14 protein-coding genes are annotated in these 15855 nt (G+C 69.1%); 7 read left to right on the top strand and 7 right to left on the bottom strand.

What is annotated here, in order from left to right; translation table 11 throughout:
* Positions 1 to 93: 93 nt before the first annotated feature.
* The 6 genes from lldD (at position 94) to E2493_RS13995 (ending at position 6560) form a co-directional block, all read left to right on the top strand.
* Positions 94 to 1251, top strand: coding sequence for an FMN-dependent L-lactate dehydrogenase LldD (gene lldD / locus E2493_RS13970; RefSeq protein WP_135087827.1), 1158 nt, complete (start codon positions 94 to 96; stop codon positions 1249 to 1251).
* Complete coding sequence (locus tag E2493_RS13975; RefSeq protein ID WP_225421480.1) at positions 1248 to 2471, top strand: rhamnogalacturonan acetylesterase; 1224 nt, start codon at positions 1248 to 1250, stop codon at positions 2469 to 2471. Before lldD ends, E2493_RS13975 begins: the two co-directional genes overlap by 4 nt.
* A gap of 2 nt (positions 2472 to 2473) precedes the next feature.
* Positions 2474 to 3424, top strand: a complete 951-nt coding sequence (locus E2493_RS13980; protein ID WP_225421481.1) for an alpha/beta hydrolase — start codon at positions 2474 to 2476, stop codon at positions 3422 to 3424.
* 93 nt (positions 3425 to 3517) lie between these two features.
* On the top strand, positions 3518 to 3832 hold the full coding sequence (locus tag E2493_RS13985) for an L-rhamnose mutarotase (protein ID WP_135087833.1): 315 nt from the start codon (positions 3518 to 3520) through the stop codon (positions 3830 to 3832).
* 9 nt (positions 3833 to 3841) lie between these two features.
* The gene (bglB, locus tag E2493_RS13990; RefSeq protein WP_135087835.1) at positions 3842 to 4954 is read left to right on the top strand and encodes a beta-galactosidase BglB; all 1113 of its coding nucleotides are present in this window, start codon (positions 3842 to 3844) and stop codon (positions 4952 to 4954) included.
* A gap of 67 nt (positions 4955 to 5021) precedes the next feature.
* Entirely contained in the window at positions 5022 to 6560 is a 1539-nt protein-coding gene (locus tag E2493_RS13995) for an MFS transporter (protein ID WP_135087837.1), read from the top strand.
* Between the two features lie 25 nt (positions 6561 to 6585).
* On the opposite strand, the gene E2493_RS14000 is transcribed toward E2493_RS13995, so the two are convergent.
* The 3 genes from E2493_RS14000 to E2493_RS14010 all read right to left on the bottom strand — a co-directional run bounded on the left by E2493_RS14000 (position 6586) and on the right by E2493_RS14010 (position 8989).
* Positions 6586 to 6984 (bottom strand): DUF1801 domain-containing protein, encoded by a 399-nt coding sequence (locus E2493_RS14000; RefSeq protein ID WP_167737535.1) that lies wholly within the window; start codon positions 6982 to 6984, stop codon positions 6586 to 6588.
* Between the two features lie 120 nt (positions 6985 to 7104).
* Positions 7105 to 8640, bottom strand: a complete 1536-nt coding sequence (locus tag E2493_RS14005; protein WP_135087841.1) for a methyl-accepting chemotaxis protein — start codon at positions 8638 to 8640, stop codon at positions 7105 to 7107.
* Positions 8641 to 8656: 16 nt separating this feature from the next.
* A complete protein-coding gene (locus E2493_RS14010) occupies positions 8657 to 8989 on the bottom strand; it encodes a hypothetical protein (RefSeq protein ID WP_135087843.1) in 333 nt (110 codons plus the stop codon).
* Between the two features lie 287 nt (positions 8990 to 9276).
* Here E2493_RS14010 and E2493_RS14015 point away from each other — a divergent pair, with 287 nt between their 5' ends.
* Positions 9277 to 10638 (top strand): vWA domain-containing protein, encoded by a 1362-nt coding sequence (locus E2493_RS14015; protein WP_135087845.1) that lies wholly within the window; start codon positions 9277 to 9279, stop codon positions 10636 to 10638.
* A gap of 39 nt (positions 10639 to 10677) precedes the next feature.
* On the opposite strand, the gene E2493_RS14020 is transcribed toward E2493_RS14015, so the two are convergent.
* The 4 genes from E2493_RS14020 to E2493_RS14035 all read right to left on the bottom strand — a co-directional run bounded on the left by E2493_RS14020 (position 10678) and on the right by E2493_RS14035 (position 15834).
* The gene (locus E2493_RS14020) at positions 10678 to 11037 is read right to left on the bottom strand and encodes a hypothetical protein (RefSeq protein ID WP_135087847.1); all 360 of its coding nucleotides are present in this window, start codon (positions 11035 to 11037) and stop codon (positions 10678 to 10680) included.
* A 143-nt stretch (positions 11038 to 11180) separates the two neighbouring features.
* Positions 11181 to 12143 carry a glycoside hydrolase family 43 protein gene (locus E2493_RS14025; RefSeq protein WP_135087849.1) on the bottom strand — a complete coding sequence of 321 codons (963 nt, stop codon included), beginning with the start codon at positions 12141 to 12143 and terminating at the stop codon, positions 11181 to 11183.
* A gap of 20 nt (positions 12144 to 12163) precedes the next feature.
* Positions 12164 to 14938, bottom strand: a complete 2775-nt coding sequence (locus tag E2493_RS14030; RefSeq protein WP_135087851.1) for an exo-rhamnogalacturonan lyase family protein — start codon at positions 14936 to 14938, stop codon at positions 12164 to 12166.
* Between the two features lie 113 nt (positions 14939 to 15051).
* Entirely contained in the window at positions 15052 to 15834 is a 783-nt protein-coding gene (locus tag E2493_RS14035) for a sialate O-acetylesterase (protein WP_225421482.1), read from the bottom strand.
* Between the last annotated feature and the right edge of the window lie 21 nt (positions 15835 to 15855).

A 15855-nucleotide genomic window follows, 5' to 3' on the forward strand; every position in this document is an offset into this window, starting at 1 on the left:
TCAATATCTGGAGCAATGTTCCAGATTGTGAGATAACGGCCGAACGCCCCGTGATTCGACGGGCCTGTCCGAAGAGTGGAGAGGGGGGAGAGGGTGAAGGCCGCATCCGTCATCGACTATCGCGAGCTCGCCCGCGCGCGTCTGCCCAAATTCCTGTTCGAATATATCGACGGCGGCTCCTATGCCGAAGTCACCTTGCGGCGGAACATCGCCGACCTCGAGGCGGTGGCGCTGCGCCAGCGCGTGCTGCGCGACGTCTCAGCCATCGACCTCTCGACCTGCCTGTTCGGCCAGGACCTCGCCATGCCGGTGGCGCTGGCGCCGATCGGCCTCGCCGGGATGAACGCCAGACGCGGCGAGCGCCAGGCGGTGCGCGCCGCCGAACGCGCCGGAATTCCGTTCACCCTCTCCACCGTTTCCGCCTGCCCCCTCGCCGAGGTGGCGAGCGCGGCAACCAGGCCCTTCTGGTTCCAGCTCTACATGATCCGTGATCGCGGCTTCATGACCGATCTGCTCGCCGAGGCGGCGGCGATCGGCTGCCCGACCCTGATGTTCACCGTCGACATGCCCGTGCCCGGATCGCGCTACCGCGACTATCGCTCGGGCCTCGCCGGCGCGCCGGGGCTGAAGGGCGCGCTGCGTCGCGTAGGCCAGGCGATGCTGCGGCCGCGCTGGGCTTGGGACGTCGGCGTGCACGGCCGGCCGCACGCGCTCGGCAACGTTGCGCCGGTGCTCGGGCCGAACACCGGTCTCGAGGATTTCTTCGCCTGGATGCGCGACAATTTCGAGCCGAACGTCGGCTGGGACGATATCGCCTGGATCCGCTCGCAGTGGAAAGGCTCGATCGTGATCAAGGGGATTCTCGACGCCGACGACGCCCGCCTCGCCTTCGAGCACGGCGCCGACGGAATCGTCGTCTCCAACCATGGCGGCCGCCAACTCGACGGCACCCTGTCCAGCGCCCGGGCGCTGCCGCCGATCGCCGATGCGGTGGCGGGGCGGCTGACCATCCTTGCCGACGGCGGCATCCGCTCCGGGCTCGACGTCGTGCGGATGCTGGCGCTCGGCGCCGACGGCGTGCTGCTCGGCCGCGCCTGGGCCTATGCCCTGGCTGCCGGCGGCGAGCGGGCGATCAGCCATATGCTCTCCCTGGTCAGGGCCGAGATGAACGTCGCGATGGCGCTGACCGGGACCACCCGGATCGCCGATATCGACCGTTCGATCGTGCATGATCTCGGCGGCGCCGCGTGATCGCGGCGGCACTGGCCATGGCCGCTCTCTCCGCGGCGCCGGACGCCCCCGCGCCGCTCCGTTTCGCCATCGCGGGGAAAGCGGAAGGCTTCGTACCCGCCCCCGCCGGTACCGCCTATGACGAGGCGCGCGGCTATGGCTGGGAGGATGCGCACCGCTTCTCGGTCAAGCTGCCGGAGGGAAATTACCGGGTGACGCTGCGCTTCGGCGGCGGCCGCGCGCCCTCGGCAACCACGGTCAAGGCCGAGGCGCGGCGGCTGATGCTCGAGAATCTGAGGACGCCAGCCCGCCGCAGCGCCACCCGCAGCTTCGTCGTCAACGTCCGCACCGCCCTGCTCGAGGCCCCGCCGGAGAATGCGCCGGGCGGCACCGCGGTGCAGCTCAAGCCGCGCGAGAAAGGCAGCGCCACCTGGGATGACCGACTGACCCTCGAGTTCCTCGGCGCCGCGCCCCAGGTGACCGCGGTGGAGATCGCACCGGTGGACGTGCCGACCATCTACCTGGCGGGCGACTCGACGGTCACCGATCAGAATGCCGAGCCGGCGGCGAGTTGGGGCCAGATGCTGACCCGCTTCGTCGGCCCGACCGCGGCGGTCGCCAACCATGCGGAATCGGGCGAGACGATGAAATCGTTCATCGCCGAGCTGCGGCTCGCCAAGATGCTGTCGCGGATGAAGCACGGCGACTGGCTGCTGATCCAGTTCGGTCACAACGACCAGAAGAAGCAGTGGCCGCAAACCTATGCGGACCCGGTGAATACCTTTCCCGCCTATCTGCGGACCTTCGTCGCCGAGGCGCGGCAGCGCGGCGCGACCCCGATCCTGGTCACCTCGCCCGAGCGGCGCAATTTCGATGCTGCGGGAACGATCGTGCCGAGCCACGGCGCCTATCCCGACGCGGTTCGCGCGCTCGCGCGCAGCGAAGGGGTCGGGTTGATAGACCTCCACGCTGCATCGATCGCCCTCTACCAGGCGCTCGGACCTGCGCGGGCGCCGCTCGCCTTCAACGACGGCGGCAAGGACAAGACCCACCACAATAATTACGGCGCGTACCAGCTCGCGCATATCGTCGCGTCGGAGCTGGCGCGGATCGATCGCCCGCCGGCCGCGCACCTCCTGCCCGAGGCGCGGAGCTTCGATCCGTCGCAGCCGCCGCCGCCCGAGCGCTTCGCCCTTCCGGCGAGCGGCGCGCGCAGCACCATCAGGCCGGACGGGAATTGAACATGGTCGACCGCCGCACCCTGCTGATCGGCGGGCTCGCCGCCGGCCTCGGCGCCCCCGCACTTGGCCAGGAGGCTGCCTCGGCGCGCCGCCCCTATCGAATCATCCGGCTGTGGCCGGGACGCGCGCCGGGCGGCGAGCGCGTGACGGTGACCCAACGCGCGGTACCGCGGTCGAAGACGTCGGGGCCGGACGACCTCGCCTTCTACGGCATCACCGAGCCGACGCTGACGCTGATCCGGCCGGAGCGGCCGAACGGCTTCGCTTTGCTGATGGCGCCGGGCGGCGGCTACGAGCGGATCGCGACTTCCCCCGACGGCGGCGGCCTCGCCCATTTCCTCGCCGGCCGCGGCTTCCTGGTCGGCGCCCTGCTTTACCGCCTCCCCTACGACGGCTGGGCCGCGGGCCCCGACGCGCCGTTCCAGGACGCGCAGCGCGCCTTCCGCCTGCTCGCGCGCGAGGCGGGCGAAGGCACAAGGGTCGGCACGATCGGCTTTTCGGCCGGGGGGCATGTCGCCGGCAGCCTCGCCAGCCGCTTCGCCGAGCGCAGCTACGAGCCGATCGACGCCGACGACGCGCGCCCTGCCCGCCCCGCCTTCGCCGGCCTGTTCTTCCCGGTGATCACCATGGCCGATCCCTATGCGCATGGCCCCTCACGGCGAAACCTGATCGGCCGGGATCCGGACGCCGAGCGCATCCGCCGCTGGTCGCTGGAGCAGAACGTGCCCGCCGACATGCCGCCGACCTTCCTCGCGGCCGCGGCCGACGATCGCACCGTGCCGGTCGAGAACAGCATGATGATGTTCGCGGCGCTGCGCCGCCGAAAGGTGCCGAGTGCCATCCACATCTTCGACTTCGGCGGCCATGGCTTCGGCGCGCCCGGTGACCCGAGCGGTCCGGGCCGATTCTGGCCGGAGCTGTTCCAGGATTGGCTCGGCCGGCAAAAGGTTTGATCCCACATTACGGGATGGAGTTTCAGAATATGGCTATTCAATCGCGCGCGAAGCAGGCATAAAGCGGAACAACGAGACGAGGAGGAGAGGGACGTGGAGACCCACGCCTTTCGCATGCAGCTGAAGCCCGGCATGGCCGAGGAATATCGCCGCCGGCACGACGCGATCTGGCCCGAGCTCGCCGATCTGCTGCGCGGCGCCGGGATCAGCGACTATTCGATCTTCCTCGATCCGGAGAGCAATGCTCTGTTCGCGACCCTGAAGCTCGCCGAGGACAATGATCGGGACAGTCTTCCCTCGCACCCGATAATGCGGCGCTGGTGGGATCACATGGCCGACATCATGGACGTCGATCCTGGCAACAAGCCCCGTGAATGGCCACTCATTCCCATGTTTCACCTTCCGTAGGAGAGCCTCGTGGCTGCCACCCATCACGATGTCCCGCGCGAGACCGTCACCGACGCGATCCGGCGGCTGATGCACAATCTGGTCAACATCAAGGACGAGACCGGCGAGTTCCTGCTCCATCTCGAGGACGGCCGGATCATCGACACCAAGGGCTGGGCCGGCTGGGAATGGACCCATGGCGTCGGCCTGTTCGGCATGTGGCGCTATTACGAGCAGACCGGCGACCGCCTGGCGCTCGACATCATCAAGCAATGGTTCGAGGACCGCTTCGCGGAAGGCACGCCGACCAAGAACATCAACACGATGGCACCGTTCATCACCCTCGCTTACCTGTACGAACACGAGCCGGACCCGCGCTACATCCCCTATCTCGACACCTGGGCCGAATGGCTGATGGCGCCGGACGGCCTGCCCAAGACCGAGGAGGGCGGCTTCCAGCACATCGTCTACAACGACGTGAACCCGGGCGAGATGTGGGACGACACCCTGATGATGTCGGTGCTGCCGCTGGCCAAGATCGGCCTGCTGCTCGACCGGCCGCATTATGTCGAGGAGGCCAAGCGCCAGTTCCTCGTTCACATCAAATATCTGTTCGATCGCAAGACCGGCCTGTGGTTCCACGGCTGGGACTTCAACGGCCGGCACAATTTCGCCGAGGCGCTGTGGGCGCGCGGCAATTGCTGGGTGACGATCGCGATCCCCGAAATCATCGAGATCCTGAACCTGCAGCCGGGCGACGCCTTCCGCACCTTCCTGGTCGACACGCTCGCCGCCCAGGTGAAGACGCTGGCCGAGACGCAGGATCAGAGCGGCCTGTGGCACACCCTGGTAATGGATCCGACCTCCTATCTCGAGGCCTCGGCGACCGCGGGCTTCGCCTACGGCATCCTGAAGGGCGTGCGGAAAGGCTATCTCGATCGCAAGTACGAAGCGGTCGGCCTGAAGGCGGTGAAGGGCGTGCTCGCCAACATCAGCGAGGACGGCGAGTTGCAGCAGGTGTCGTTCGGCACCGCGATGGGCGACACCCTGCAATTCTACAAGGACATCAAGCTGACCTCGATGCCCTATGGCCAGTCGCTCGCCGTGCTGGCCCTGGCCGAGTTCCTGCGCAGCTACATCTGACCGGCCTCGCCGCCGAGCGTCCGTGAGAGGCGCCGGCGGCCGGCCGCCATCTGGAGAGGGTTCGTCCATGGCGATCACAGGCGCTTTCGCACCGACCGGCACCCGGCCGGTCCGCTGGTACAATTACGCGGCCTATGGATCGATGGACGTGCTCGGCGCCGGATCGATGGCGGTGATCAGCGGCTGGGTGCTGATCTTCTACACCACCTTCTGCGGTCTCGAGGCGTGGCAGGCGGGGCTGATCTTCACCGTCGCGCGCGTGCTCGACGCGATCGCCTCGCCGGTGATCGGCCACATCTCCGACAATATGGGCTATACCGCGCTCGGCCAGAAATTCGGCCGCCGGCGCTTCTTCATCCTCGCCGCGATCCCGCTGCTGCCGATCTTCGCGGCGATGTGGGTCGCGGGCCAGACCTTCTGGTACTATCTGGTCACCTACGTCTGCTTCGAATTGCTCTACGCGATGGTGATCATCCCGTACGAGACGCTCGCCGCCGAGATGGGCAAGGACTATCGCACCAAGGCCAAGTTCGCCGGCATCCGCATCCTCTTCGCCCAGGCCTCGGCGATCATCGCCGGCTTCGGCCCGAAGATGCTGATCGAATGGCTCGGCGAGGACAGCGCCGACACCTTCCTCTACATGGGCATATTGTTCTCGGCGCTGTTCATGATCACCGCCGCCTGCCTGTTCCTGCTGAGTTGGGAGCGTCCGCCCTCCGAAGTGGCGGCGCTGCGCAGCGGCGAGGCGAAGCCGAGCGTCGCCGCGGCGATCAAGGCGCTCTACCGCAACCTCTTCTCGACGTTGCGGATCCGGGCCTTCCGGCTGCACCTTGGCATGTACCTTGGAGGTTACATAAGCCAGGACGTGTTCAACGCTGCCTTCACCTTCTTCGTCGTCTTCGCGCTGGCAGGATCGATCAGCGTCGCTTCGTCGCTGCTCGGCACGATGTACATCGTCCAGTTCGTCGCGGTGATGCTGGCGATCAACCTCGCCCTTCGCATCGGCCCCGCCTTTGCCTACCGTCTGGCGGCGGCGAGCTTCGCGATCGGCGTGATCGTGCTGCTGGTGATGTGGAACGCGGGCGTGCGCTCCGGCGACGCCTTGCTCTGGGTGCCGATCGCCTTCGCTGGCCTCGGCCGCGGTGCGCTCAACTTCATTCCCTGGGCGACCTACAATTACATGGCCGACGTCGACGAAATCGTCACCGGGCGGCGGCGCGAGGGCGCGTTCGCCGGCGTGATGACGTTCGTGCGCAAGCTCACCCAATCGGCGGCGGTGCAAGGCGTCACCGCGATCATGAGCCTTGGCGGCTTCGTCGCCGGCGCCAAGCAGCAGAGCCCGGAGGCGATCACCACCCTCGCCCTGGTGCTCGGCGTCGGTACCATCGGCATGCTGATCTTCGGGGTGATCGTGTCGTTCAAGTTCAAGCTCGATCCACGCACCCACGGCGTGCTGATGGACGAGATCGATCGCTTCAAGAGCGATCCCGACGCGCCGACCACGCCCGAGACCAAGGCGATCGTCGAGGATCTCAGCGGCTGGCGGCACGAGCAGCTCTGGGGGCGCAATCCGGTGGCTCAGGTCGGGATGACCCAGCCGCACTGACGCCGCAGGGCCGGGCCCGCGCGGATCAGGCGTTGGAGAGGTTCAGCGCGACCGCGGCGCGGACGAGGTCCTGGAACGCATCGGCGTCGACCTCGTCGCCCTCGTGAATGTCGATCGCTCGTCTCGTGCCGCCAGTGAGGCTGGCATTGAACAGGCCCTTGGGGTCGTCGAGCTCCGCCCCCCTGGCGAAGGTCAACTTGACCTTGTCCTTGTAGGTCTCGCCCGTGCAGACGATGCCGCCGCGCGACCAGGTGGGAACGCCCGCCGGGTTGGTCGGCTTGCGCCACTTGATCTCCTCGACCAGCTGCGGATCGGCCTCACTGATCAGCCGTCGCATCTGCGCCAGCACGAGTCCGCGCCAGTCGCCCATCGCGGCGAGCCGCGCGTCGATCTCGTCGGCCGCGCCTTTTCCGCTCTCCGCCATCACGAACCTCCCCGCCCGGATTGGTGCCATCTTCCGACCGCAACCTTGCAATTCACGGCGGGGCCGCGCCACTTTTTTCGTTCTCGTCTCGGGATTGGCCTGCGAGATCAGATGGCCGCGCTACGCCGCGCGGCGGCCGGAGATCGGGAGACCTGCCACGGCGCCGGTCTTGAAGCCGTCGACCATCCGGGCAAGGCCGGTCGCCTCGTCCGCCAGGCTTCCGGCCGCGGCGTTGCTTTCCTCGACCATCAGCGCGTTCTGCTGGGTGACCTTGTCCATCTCGGCGATGGCGATGTTGACTTGCCCGAGCGCGGAGCCCTGCTGGTCGGCGGCCTTCGCGATCTGGGACACCAGGCCGCTGATCTCATCGACCGAGCCGATGATCCGACCGAGCGCCTTGCCGGCTTCGCCGACCATGGCGACGCCGTCATCGACCTGGCGCGAACTATTGGTGATCAGCTGACCGATTTCCTGCGCCGCGTCGGCCGAGCGCTGGGCGAGGGCGCGTACCTCGTTGGCGACGACGGTGAAGGCGCGTCCCGCCTCCCCGGCCTGTGCCGCCTCGACGCTGGCGTTGAGCGCGAGCAAGTTGGTCTGGAAGGCGATCCTCTCGATCACCGAGATGATCTTGGTGATCTCCTGGCTCGACTTCTCGATCTCGGCCATCGCCGCAACCGCGTCGGTTACCGTCTTGGTGCTCGACTGGGCCTCCGCCTGCATCGCCTGAACAAGACGGTTGGCCTCGCCCGCGCCGCGAGAGCTGCTCTGCACCGTGGCCGTCACCTGGGTCATCGCCGCGGCGGTCTGCTCGAGCGTGGCGGCCTGCTGCTCCGTTCGACGGGAGAGGTCGCCGGCCGCCCGGCTGATCTCGTCCGATCCGCCCCGGATATTCTCGGTGGCGCGGGCGATCGACATGACGAGCTCGCGGACTCCATCCAGCATCGCGTTGAAGTTCGCCTTCAGCGGCTCGTACGCGGCGGGGAACGGATCCTCGATCCCGGCGGTGAGATCGCCGTCGCGCACCGCGGCAAGGCTCGCCGCCATGCGGTCGGTGACGAAGAGGACCGCGCGGGCGCCCTCCTCACGCTCGGCGGCTGCGGCCGCTTCCGTGGCCGCCCGCTCGACGCTCTCCGCCTGGAGCCGATCGATCAGCGAGGCGATCTGCTGTCCGGTAAAGATCAGCACGCCGGCCTGAGCCAGCAGGATCACCGCGTGCATGACGATGCGGAAGAGCGAGCCGTCGCCCAGGAACACCCAGCCGGGCAGCAGCATCCCCAGCAGGAGATGATGCACCGCGACCGCGGCCGTCCCGACGATGATCGCGCGCCAATCGCACAGGATCACCGTCGTGGCCAAAGCGGCGAAGAAGATCATGTGGAGGTCGGTCTGCCAGGCGAATCCCTCGAAAGCGTAGAGCGTGATGGCGGGCATGCCAGTAACCGTGAGACTCGTCACGACCCGGGCGGTCCCGCCCGTGTCGCCGCTGCGCAGGACCGAGAAAGGATAGAGGCAGAGCAGGAGCGACACGAGCGCAGCAGGCCACTTTCCGTCGCCGGCGCTCGCGGCGAGGGAGTTCACCACCGCAAGCGCGCAGATTGCGCCGCAGATCAGCCGCATGCCGATCGAGCGAAGGCTGTCGAGAGACGTCACGGTCATGCGAAGTTATCCATTCTCATGAGGCCGAAGCCGAGCAGGCCGGCGAATTGGCGGAAACCAGCAGGAAGCCGTTGGAGAGGGCCGCCATCATCATCCTGTCCCGCTTACCATCGACGATGAGGGAGCCGGGAAGCGGGCCGAGGCCAACCAACCTTGCATCGTGTGCGACGGCCCATTGGGCAGGATTGGCGCCCGGGAGGACCGGCACGACCAGCATCGGTCCCTGGCCGGGCGGCAGCACCGGGATGAGCGCTGCCGCCGCGAGGACCGCGCCATGAAGCCACAGCTTCGCAGCCGTGCGCGCCGTCCGTGAACGGCGGCGGCCGCCGGCCTCGACACTGGTGTTCACGATCGCGCTCAAACGGTCCCCCCGAAAGTCTCCGGACGCAGTCGCGGAGACGTTCAAGCCCGTCTTATAGACGACGCAGCTCCAGACGGGGGCTCTTGGGGACAAATCCTCTCGGCTTCACGCCGCGGCAAAACCTGTGCGACTCGGGCCAACCCAAGTTCCTCTCTGCCCCGATGGGGAACCTGTCCAGTGCTCAACCTCCTGAGTCGTCACGGTTTAATTGGCGTTCACCATTGTCTACTCGCATGATAGACTTAGGGACGTACCCTTGCAGAGGAATCTTCCCGATGCTGACCGTACGCCCTTCCCTCCAGTTCCTGCCCCTCCTCGCCATCCCCTTGTGGCTCGCCGCGTGCAGCGCCGGCACCTCCGAGGAGGCGATGGCGCCGACCGACGCCGCCGCGACAGAGGCGCTCGCCAGCGCCGACGAGGCGGGCGTGACGTCGCGCAAGAGTGAATGGAGCGTCGCCGGCATCGTCCGCGGCAAGACCGAGACCTGGCGCAAAGCGCCGGAGGCGGCGGCGCCCCCGCCGCCGGAGAAGCGGCCGCAGTCCGGCCTGCTCACCGCCGGCGACCATGACGACCTGCTCAACCCCGAGCTCTACGCCGATTATGCCAGCCGCTTCCTGCAGCGCGCCGGCCGCGACCTGCCGTTCGTCGACACGCGCAAGAGAGTTGCGATCAAGGTCGTCGACGCCGATGGGCGGCCGGTGCCGTTCGCCCAGGTGGAGGTCGGCCGCGCCAAGGCGCCGCTGAAGCTGGTCGCCGCCGCCGACGGCGTCGCGTCCTTCTATCCCGCGTTCGACCGGGTGCCGGCGAAGACGTCGGTCAAGGTGAGCTCCGCCGCCGGCGCCGCAAGCCGGGCTCTGGACCTTGCCGGACGGAGCGGCCGCAAGATCGCGATCGCCCTCCCCGGCCGCGCGCCGGCCGTGTCGGCGATGGACCTCGCCCTCGTCATCGACACCACCGGCAGCATGGGCGACGAAATGGCCTATCTGCAGGCCGAGCTCGATTCGATCGTCGCGCGGCTCGAGCAGGAGACCGGCCATCTCGACCTTCGGATCGGCGTGATCGTCTATCGGGACGAGGGCGACGATTACGTCGTCCGGTCGATCCCGTTGACCAGCGACATCAATGCACTGCGCGCCGCCCTCGCCGAGGAGGAGGCCGGCGGCGGCGGCGACACGCCGGAGGCGGTCGACCAGGCGATCGCGGCCGCCGGGCGGATGCAATGGCGGCCCGGCGCCGCCAAGGCGATGCTGCTCGTCGCCGACGCACCACCGCATGAGGAAGCCCTGGCGCCGACCCTCGCCTCCACCCAGCGGCTTCGATCGATGGGCGTGCAGGTGGTGCCCGTCGCTGCCAGCGGGGTCGAGGATTCGGCCGAATATGTGATGCGGACGATGGCTGCGCTCACCCAGGGCCGCTACATCTTCCTCACCGACGACAGCGGCGTCGGCAATCCGCACGCGGAGCCGAATCTCGCCTGCTACGTGGTCACCCACCTCGACCAGTTGATCGGCCGCGTGCTCGCCGGCATTGCCGAAGGCCGGCGGATCGAGCCGGCGCCGGGCGAGATCGTGCGCACTGTCGGCCATTACGACCGAGGCCGCTGCCCGTTGGCGGGGATCACGCCCAACCAGAGCTGAGGCGGACGGCGCGGCAGCGGGCCGCGCCGACCCTGGAAATCAGCAGCGGGTGAGCTGCGGGCCCTTGGTGACGCTGGTCTTGCCGTCCTGCTTGTCGCGCGCGTCGACGCGAACGATCGTGCCGGCGGCGATCATCGCCTTGAGAGCTTCGTCGCCGCACATCACGCGCCGGAGTTGCTCGATCGGCTGAAGGAACCCGGGCTGGGGAAAGGCGTCGAGGTCGCGATCCATGACGAAGACCTGGGTCCCGCGCTCATTGCCCTTGTAGGACAGCGTCCAGCCTTTCGGGGTGGAGAAATTCTCCATGTAGAAATCGGCGATCATTGCCCCCGGGAAATCCTGCGCAACCGCAGGCGATGCCGCGCAAGCAACAGCCAAGACGATAAACCAGTTCTTCATTGCCCCTCCTCGCCCGCTGGCGTTTCATGACGCCGCCGATCCACGGAACGACTGCCTAGCAGCTTCGAAGGAGCGTTCAAAGCGGCGGCCGGCTCCGAATGCCGCGGCCTTCTCTCGCTTCCCGCCTAACGGCGCTCGGCGCATCAACGGGCGCCGAGCGCGGCGACGAGCGCGAGCGGCGCCGCGACGATGGTGCCGTGCCGCGCGCCGGCGGGCATTTCGATCAGCCCGCTCGCATCCTCCCAATCGGAGAGATCGGGCGAACGCACCGCGCCCCAGCTACCGTCCCGATAGCGATCATAGAAGACGTAGGTCCACGCGCCGATCGTCACCGCGGCCGGGCCTTCCACCCAGCTTGGCGTGAACGGCGACGAAAGCCTCGTGAATGGCCCGGTAGGCGATTGGGCACGGGCGATCCGCAGATGCTTGCGCTCGGGCGTCAGCGTCTCGTCCTTGACGATCAGGCGAAGCCCGCGCGTCGGATGGTCGACGAAGGTCGCATCGATGACGCTGAAGCCGGGGTCCCAGAGCAATTGCGGCGGCGAGACGGTGCGGAAGTCGCGCGTCGTGGCGTACCACAAGCGATGGTTGTAGCCGTTCTCCGAGGTGCCCGCCGTTTCCGGGAATCGGCCGGCGACCGTGCTCGACCAGAACAGCACGAAGCGGTGCCGGCGCGCGTCCCAGATCATCTCCGGCGCCCAGACGTTGCGCGTACCCGGCACCGACGCCATCACCGGGAGCGCCTGCTGCTCCGACCAGTGGACGAGATCGTGGCTGGTGGCGTGGCCGAGCGTCACCCCCTCCCATGACGTCGTCCAGAGCAGATGCCAGGGATCGCCGTGTCGCGGCCCCTTGAGGAGGAACGGATCGCGCATCAGCCGGCTCTCGCCAACCTCCGGCGCGAGCAGCACGTCGCCGGCGCCAATGGCACGGAAGCGGAGGCCGTCGCGGCTGGCGGCGAGCCGCAGGCCGGGCGCGGCGCCGCGCCCGCCGGCGAAATAGCTGAACAGCCAGGCGCGCGCTCCGGCCGACGGGCGCGCGGCGCACCCGGGCAAGAGGGCCGCGCCGGCGAGGCCGGCGATCGCGTCTCGGCGGGTGAGGATCATGAACGTCGCCCCGCAGCCGGTCAGCCACCGCCCGGATAGGACGCCTCCAGCGCGTCGCCGATCAGAGCGAGGTTCTGGATCGCGGCGAGGCCCCATTGCGCCGTGGCGTTGGTCGATACGCTCGGCGCCTCGTCGACCGGCTTCAGCACCGCCGGCCCGTCGATCTTCCGTTGCTGGGCCGGGATGCCCATTCCGAGGCCGGCTTCTCCCGAGAAGAACTCGGCCCAGGCGCGGCGGGCGAGCGCCGGATCCTTGCGCTGGCGGGCGGCGAAAGCGGTAAGCCGGGAATGGCCTTCCTTGAGGTTGCGGCCCTGGCCCGGTGCGCCCGTCATCGCCTGGAACTCGGCGGCGGGCGCATTGTAGGCGACGCAATAATCGAGCCACGCCTCCTCATAGGCCGGGACATCGAGCAGATCGAACAGCTCCGAATTCATCTCGACCGCGCCGAACACCGAATTGAGGTGGCTGACGCTCACCTTTTCGCCGGCGCCGAGGAAGCGGCCGGTGGCGAGATCGAAGGCCGCGCCGCCGGCGAACCAGCGCTTCGGCAGAGCGGCGATCGAGGTCATGCCGGCGAGGATGCGGTCGCGCCACCGGCGATCGCCGGTCCGCTCCCATTCGGTCAGCCACGCCGCGACCAGCGAGCACCAGCTGGTGCCGAACTGAAGGAAGATCTGGCCTTCCGGGAGCGGCGCCTCGGCGGTGACGGCGCCGGTACCGCCGGGCGGCAGCGAGCCGCTGCGCCGTGCCCCGACCTTGCGGCCGATGTCGACATGGACCAGCGTCCGATCGCTGTCGAGCAGCTCGCGCATCAGGTCTCCGACGCGCTCGTCGGCGGTGAGATAATAATAGATCCGCCGGTAGGCCGCGTTGGAGACGCGCGGCTGCTTCGAGCTGTCGCCCCAATGCTGGACGGCGTGCCGGGTGCCGAGCCCGCGGAAGCGGCCGAGATGATAGACGTCGACCTCGCCGGTGTGGCGGGTCATCGCCTCCGCCATCCGGAACACCCGCGGGTCGCCCGAGCGCAGGAAGCTGTACCAGAGCCAGAGATCGGGCGAGAGCTCGCTATTGTCCCAGGCGAAGCCGCCGATGTCGTAGCGCCAGACGTGCCGGTCGACATCGTAGGTGTGCATGATGTCGCCGTAGTTCCAGAAGCCGTACCAGCGGCGCTGCTCGATCTGGCCGCGGTAGAATTCGAGCAGATAGTCGTTCTGCGCCTCGATCGCCGCCCGCGCCGGCGTGGAGCGGTCCGGCAGGCCCCAGTCGCCGAACACGCCCGCGGCGTGGATGCGCGCCGGGGTCGCGGCGAGGCGCGGCGGTGCGGCGACGAAGGCGGCCATCGCCGCGAAGCGCTCGCGCGTCGGCGTCGCGGGCAGCGGCCAGAGGGTGAACTCGGTGGTGCGGGCGATGCCGTGCGGCGTCCCCCAACCGGCCTCATAATCCTCGTAGGTGATGTCGAGGCCTTCGTTCTCGGCGGCGTGGTCGTTCATGCCCATGCCGTCGTGGTAGAAGCGCAGGTCCATCGCCGGCGCGTCGGGCGAATGGTACCAGACGGTGAAGCTTGCGGTCTCGGTGTGGGCGTCGCGAATATCGAGCCGCACCGGGCAGCGCTGCCAGAAGTCCTTGCAGCCGAATGCCACCCCCCCGGCGGGCCCGCCGACGAAGCCGAGGCCATTCGCGCGGCTGCCGGCGTCGACCTCGATCCAGCCATGGCCCGCCTTGGTGCGCTTGGTGATCGCAAAGCCGTCTGGGTTGGGCTGGCTGAGGGTGAAATCTCCCCACAGGGGCACGTAGGGAAGCCCGTCGCGGACCGGCGCGGCCATCTCGGCGATCGGCGGCACCTTGAGGCCGGCGACCTGCGCGTCGCGGAACGCCTTGCCGGCGTTTCGGCGCAGGCCGGTCAGCGGCTGCACCGCCTCGCCCCAGACGCCGTCGCCTGTGCCGGCGAAGCGCACGTGCCGGTCGTAAGGCGCGTCGGCCATCGGCACCTCGCCAACCAGCCCGAGGCCGCGGATGAAATCCTTCTGCTCGTCGCCGTCGAAGACGAAGCTGTGCACGATCCGCACCGCTTCCGATCCGGCGTGGAAATAGAGCCGCATGGTGAACGGCAGCCAGGCGCGGTCGCCGCCCCGGTGGCGCCCCTCGACGCGGACCACGGCGCGGACCGGCCCTGCCTGCTCGATCGCGGCGCCGGTCACCGCGCTCGCGTAGCGGCGGCGAGCGATCGTCTCCTCGGCCTCGCTCTCCGGGCGATCCTGCGTCGTCGCGACCAGCCGCAGGTTGCGCAGGGTCTCGCGACCGCCGTGCGCGGCGGCGAGGATGATGCTCTCCCCGTTCCTGGCGATCCGCCAGCGCAGCGGCCCGCTCGTCACCTCGATCGCATCGCCCTGCTCGGCCGCGCGCACCGGCGCTTCGGGCGGCGCCGCCCGGCCAGGGACGACGCGCAGGCGGGCGGTGCGGCCGGCGCCCGCAGGAATGGCATGGGCTGTCCATTTGATCGAACCGTCCGGCCAGGTCGCGGTCGTCCAGCTCTGCACCGGCAGCGCCCGTCCCTCGCCGTCGCGGAGCGCAAAGCGTGCGCCCTTCTTCTTCGTCCCGCGCGGCCAGGGCACCCCCCAGGTCTCGCCTTCGTGGAGCACCGGAGCGGCGCCATCGATCCAGGCAATTTCGGCGTCGACCGGCGGCGCGGGGAGATCGCCGCGCACCTTGGCCTCGGCGGGGAACAGCCCCGGCAGAGCGGCGAGCGAGCCGCCGGCGAGAGCCGAATGAACGAGGAACGCGCGCCTGCTGATCATCACTTCGACTCCTTCGATGAAATACATGACATGTGAGACAGCGTCTCACAATATGCGATGACGCGAGACGAGCCCGCGCATGTTGAGACCCGCCGTCCGCGACTCAAACAGAGTCAGCGGCATCCCTGTCGCTGCAGGCGGCGCATCGCCGCGGCGAGCCTTGGGCCGAGGGTGCGCTGGCCCGCGGTCGTCAGGTGCAGCTCGTCCTCCAGCCGTGGCAGGCCGGCCGCGGCGACCATCGCGGTGCATTTCATCCGCACCCCGCCCTGCCCGGCCTGGACCTGGCGCCAGCCGGGATAGCGCAGCGCGCGGTCGGGCCGCGCCGGCGGATCGGCGAGCTGGACGAAGACCACCGGCAGGCGCGCGTCGCCGAGGTCGTCGCGGAAGCGGGCGATCAGCGCCGCGAACGCCTCCGGCCAGGCGTTCGCCGCCGCCAGCGTCGCCGCGTCGCTCTCTCCCTGGTACCAGAGAATGCCGTGGACTCGGCCGCCGGCCTCCCGCGCGCGTGCCAGGCAGGAGCCGTAGAGCGTGTCGCGGCCGCCGCCCGGCTGCCAGCGCGCGATCGAGGAGCCGCCCTTGGCGCAGGGCACCAGCACGATCGGCCGGCGGGAATGGCGGGCAATCTCGCGGGCGAAGCCGAGGCCGGGCCCGACCGCCGCCTGGGGGTCGGCCGAGACTGCGTCGATCTGACCCTCGGCGCTGTCGAGCGGGTCGAGAGCGACCCGCGCCTTGCCATCATTGCCGTAGAGCCGGATGCCCGGGTCCGGCGTGCGCTCGGCCTCGGTCAGGTCGGCGAGGGCGCCGCGGCCCGACATGTTCGACTGGCCGGCGAGCAGATAGACGTCCGGCAGCGGCGGTTTCGCGGCCGCCGCGCCCGACGCGGACAGCAATGCCACGCAAGCTGCGCCGAGGCCGGT

Source organism: Sphingomonas parva (ex Maeng et al. 2020), assembly GCF_004564275.1.
Taxonomy (GTDB): Bacteria; Pseudomonadota; Alphaproteobacteria; order Sphingomonadales; family Sphingomonadaceae; genus Allosphingosinicella; species Allosphingosinicella parva.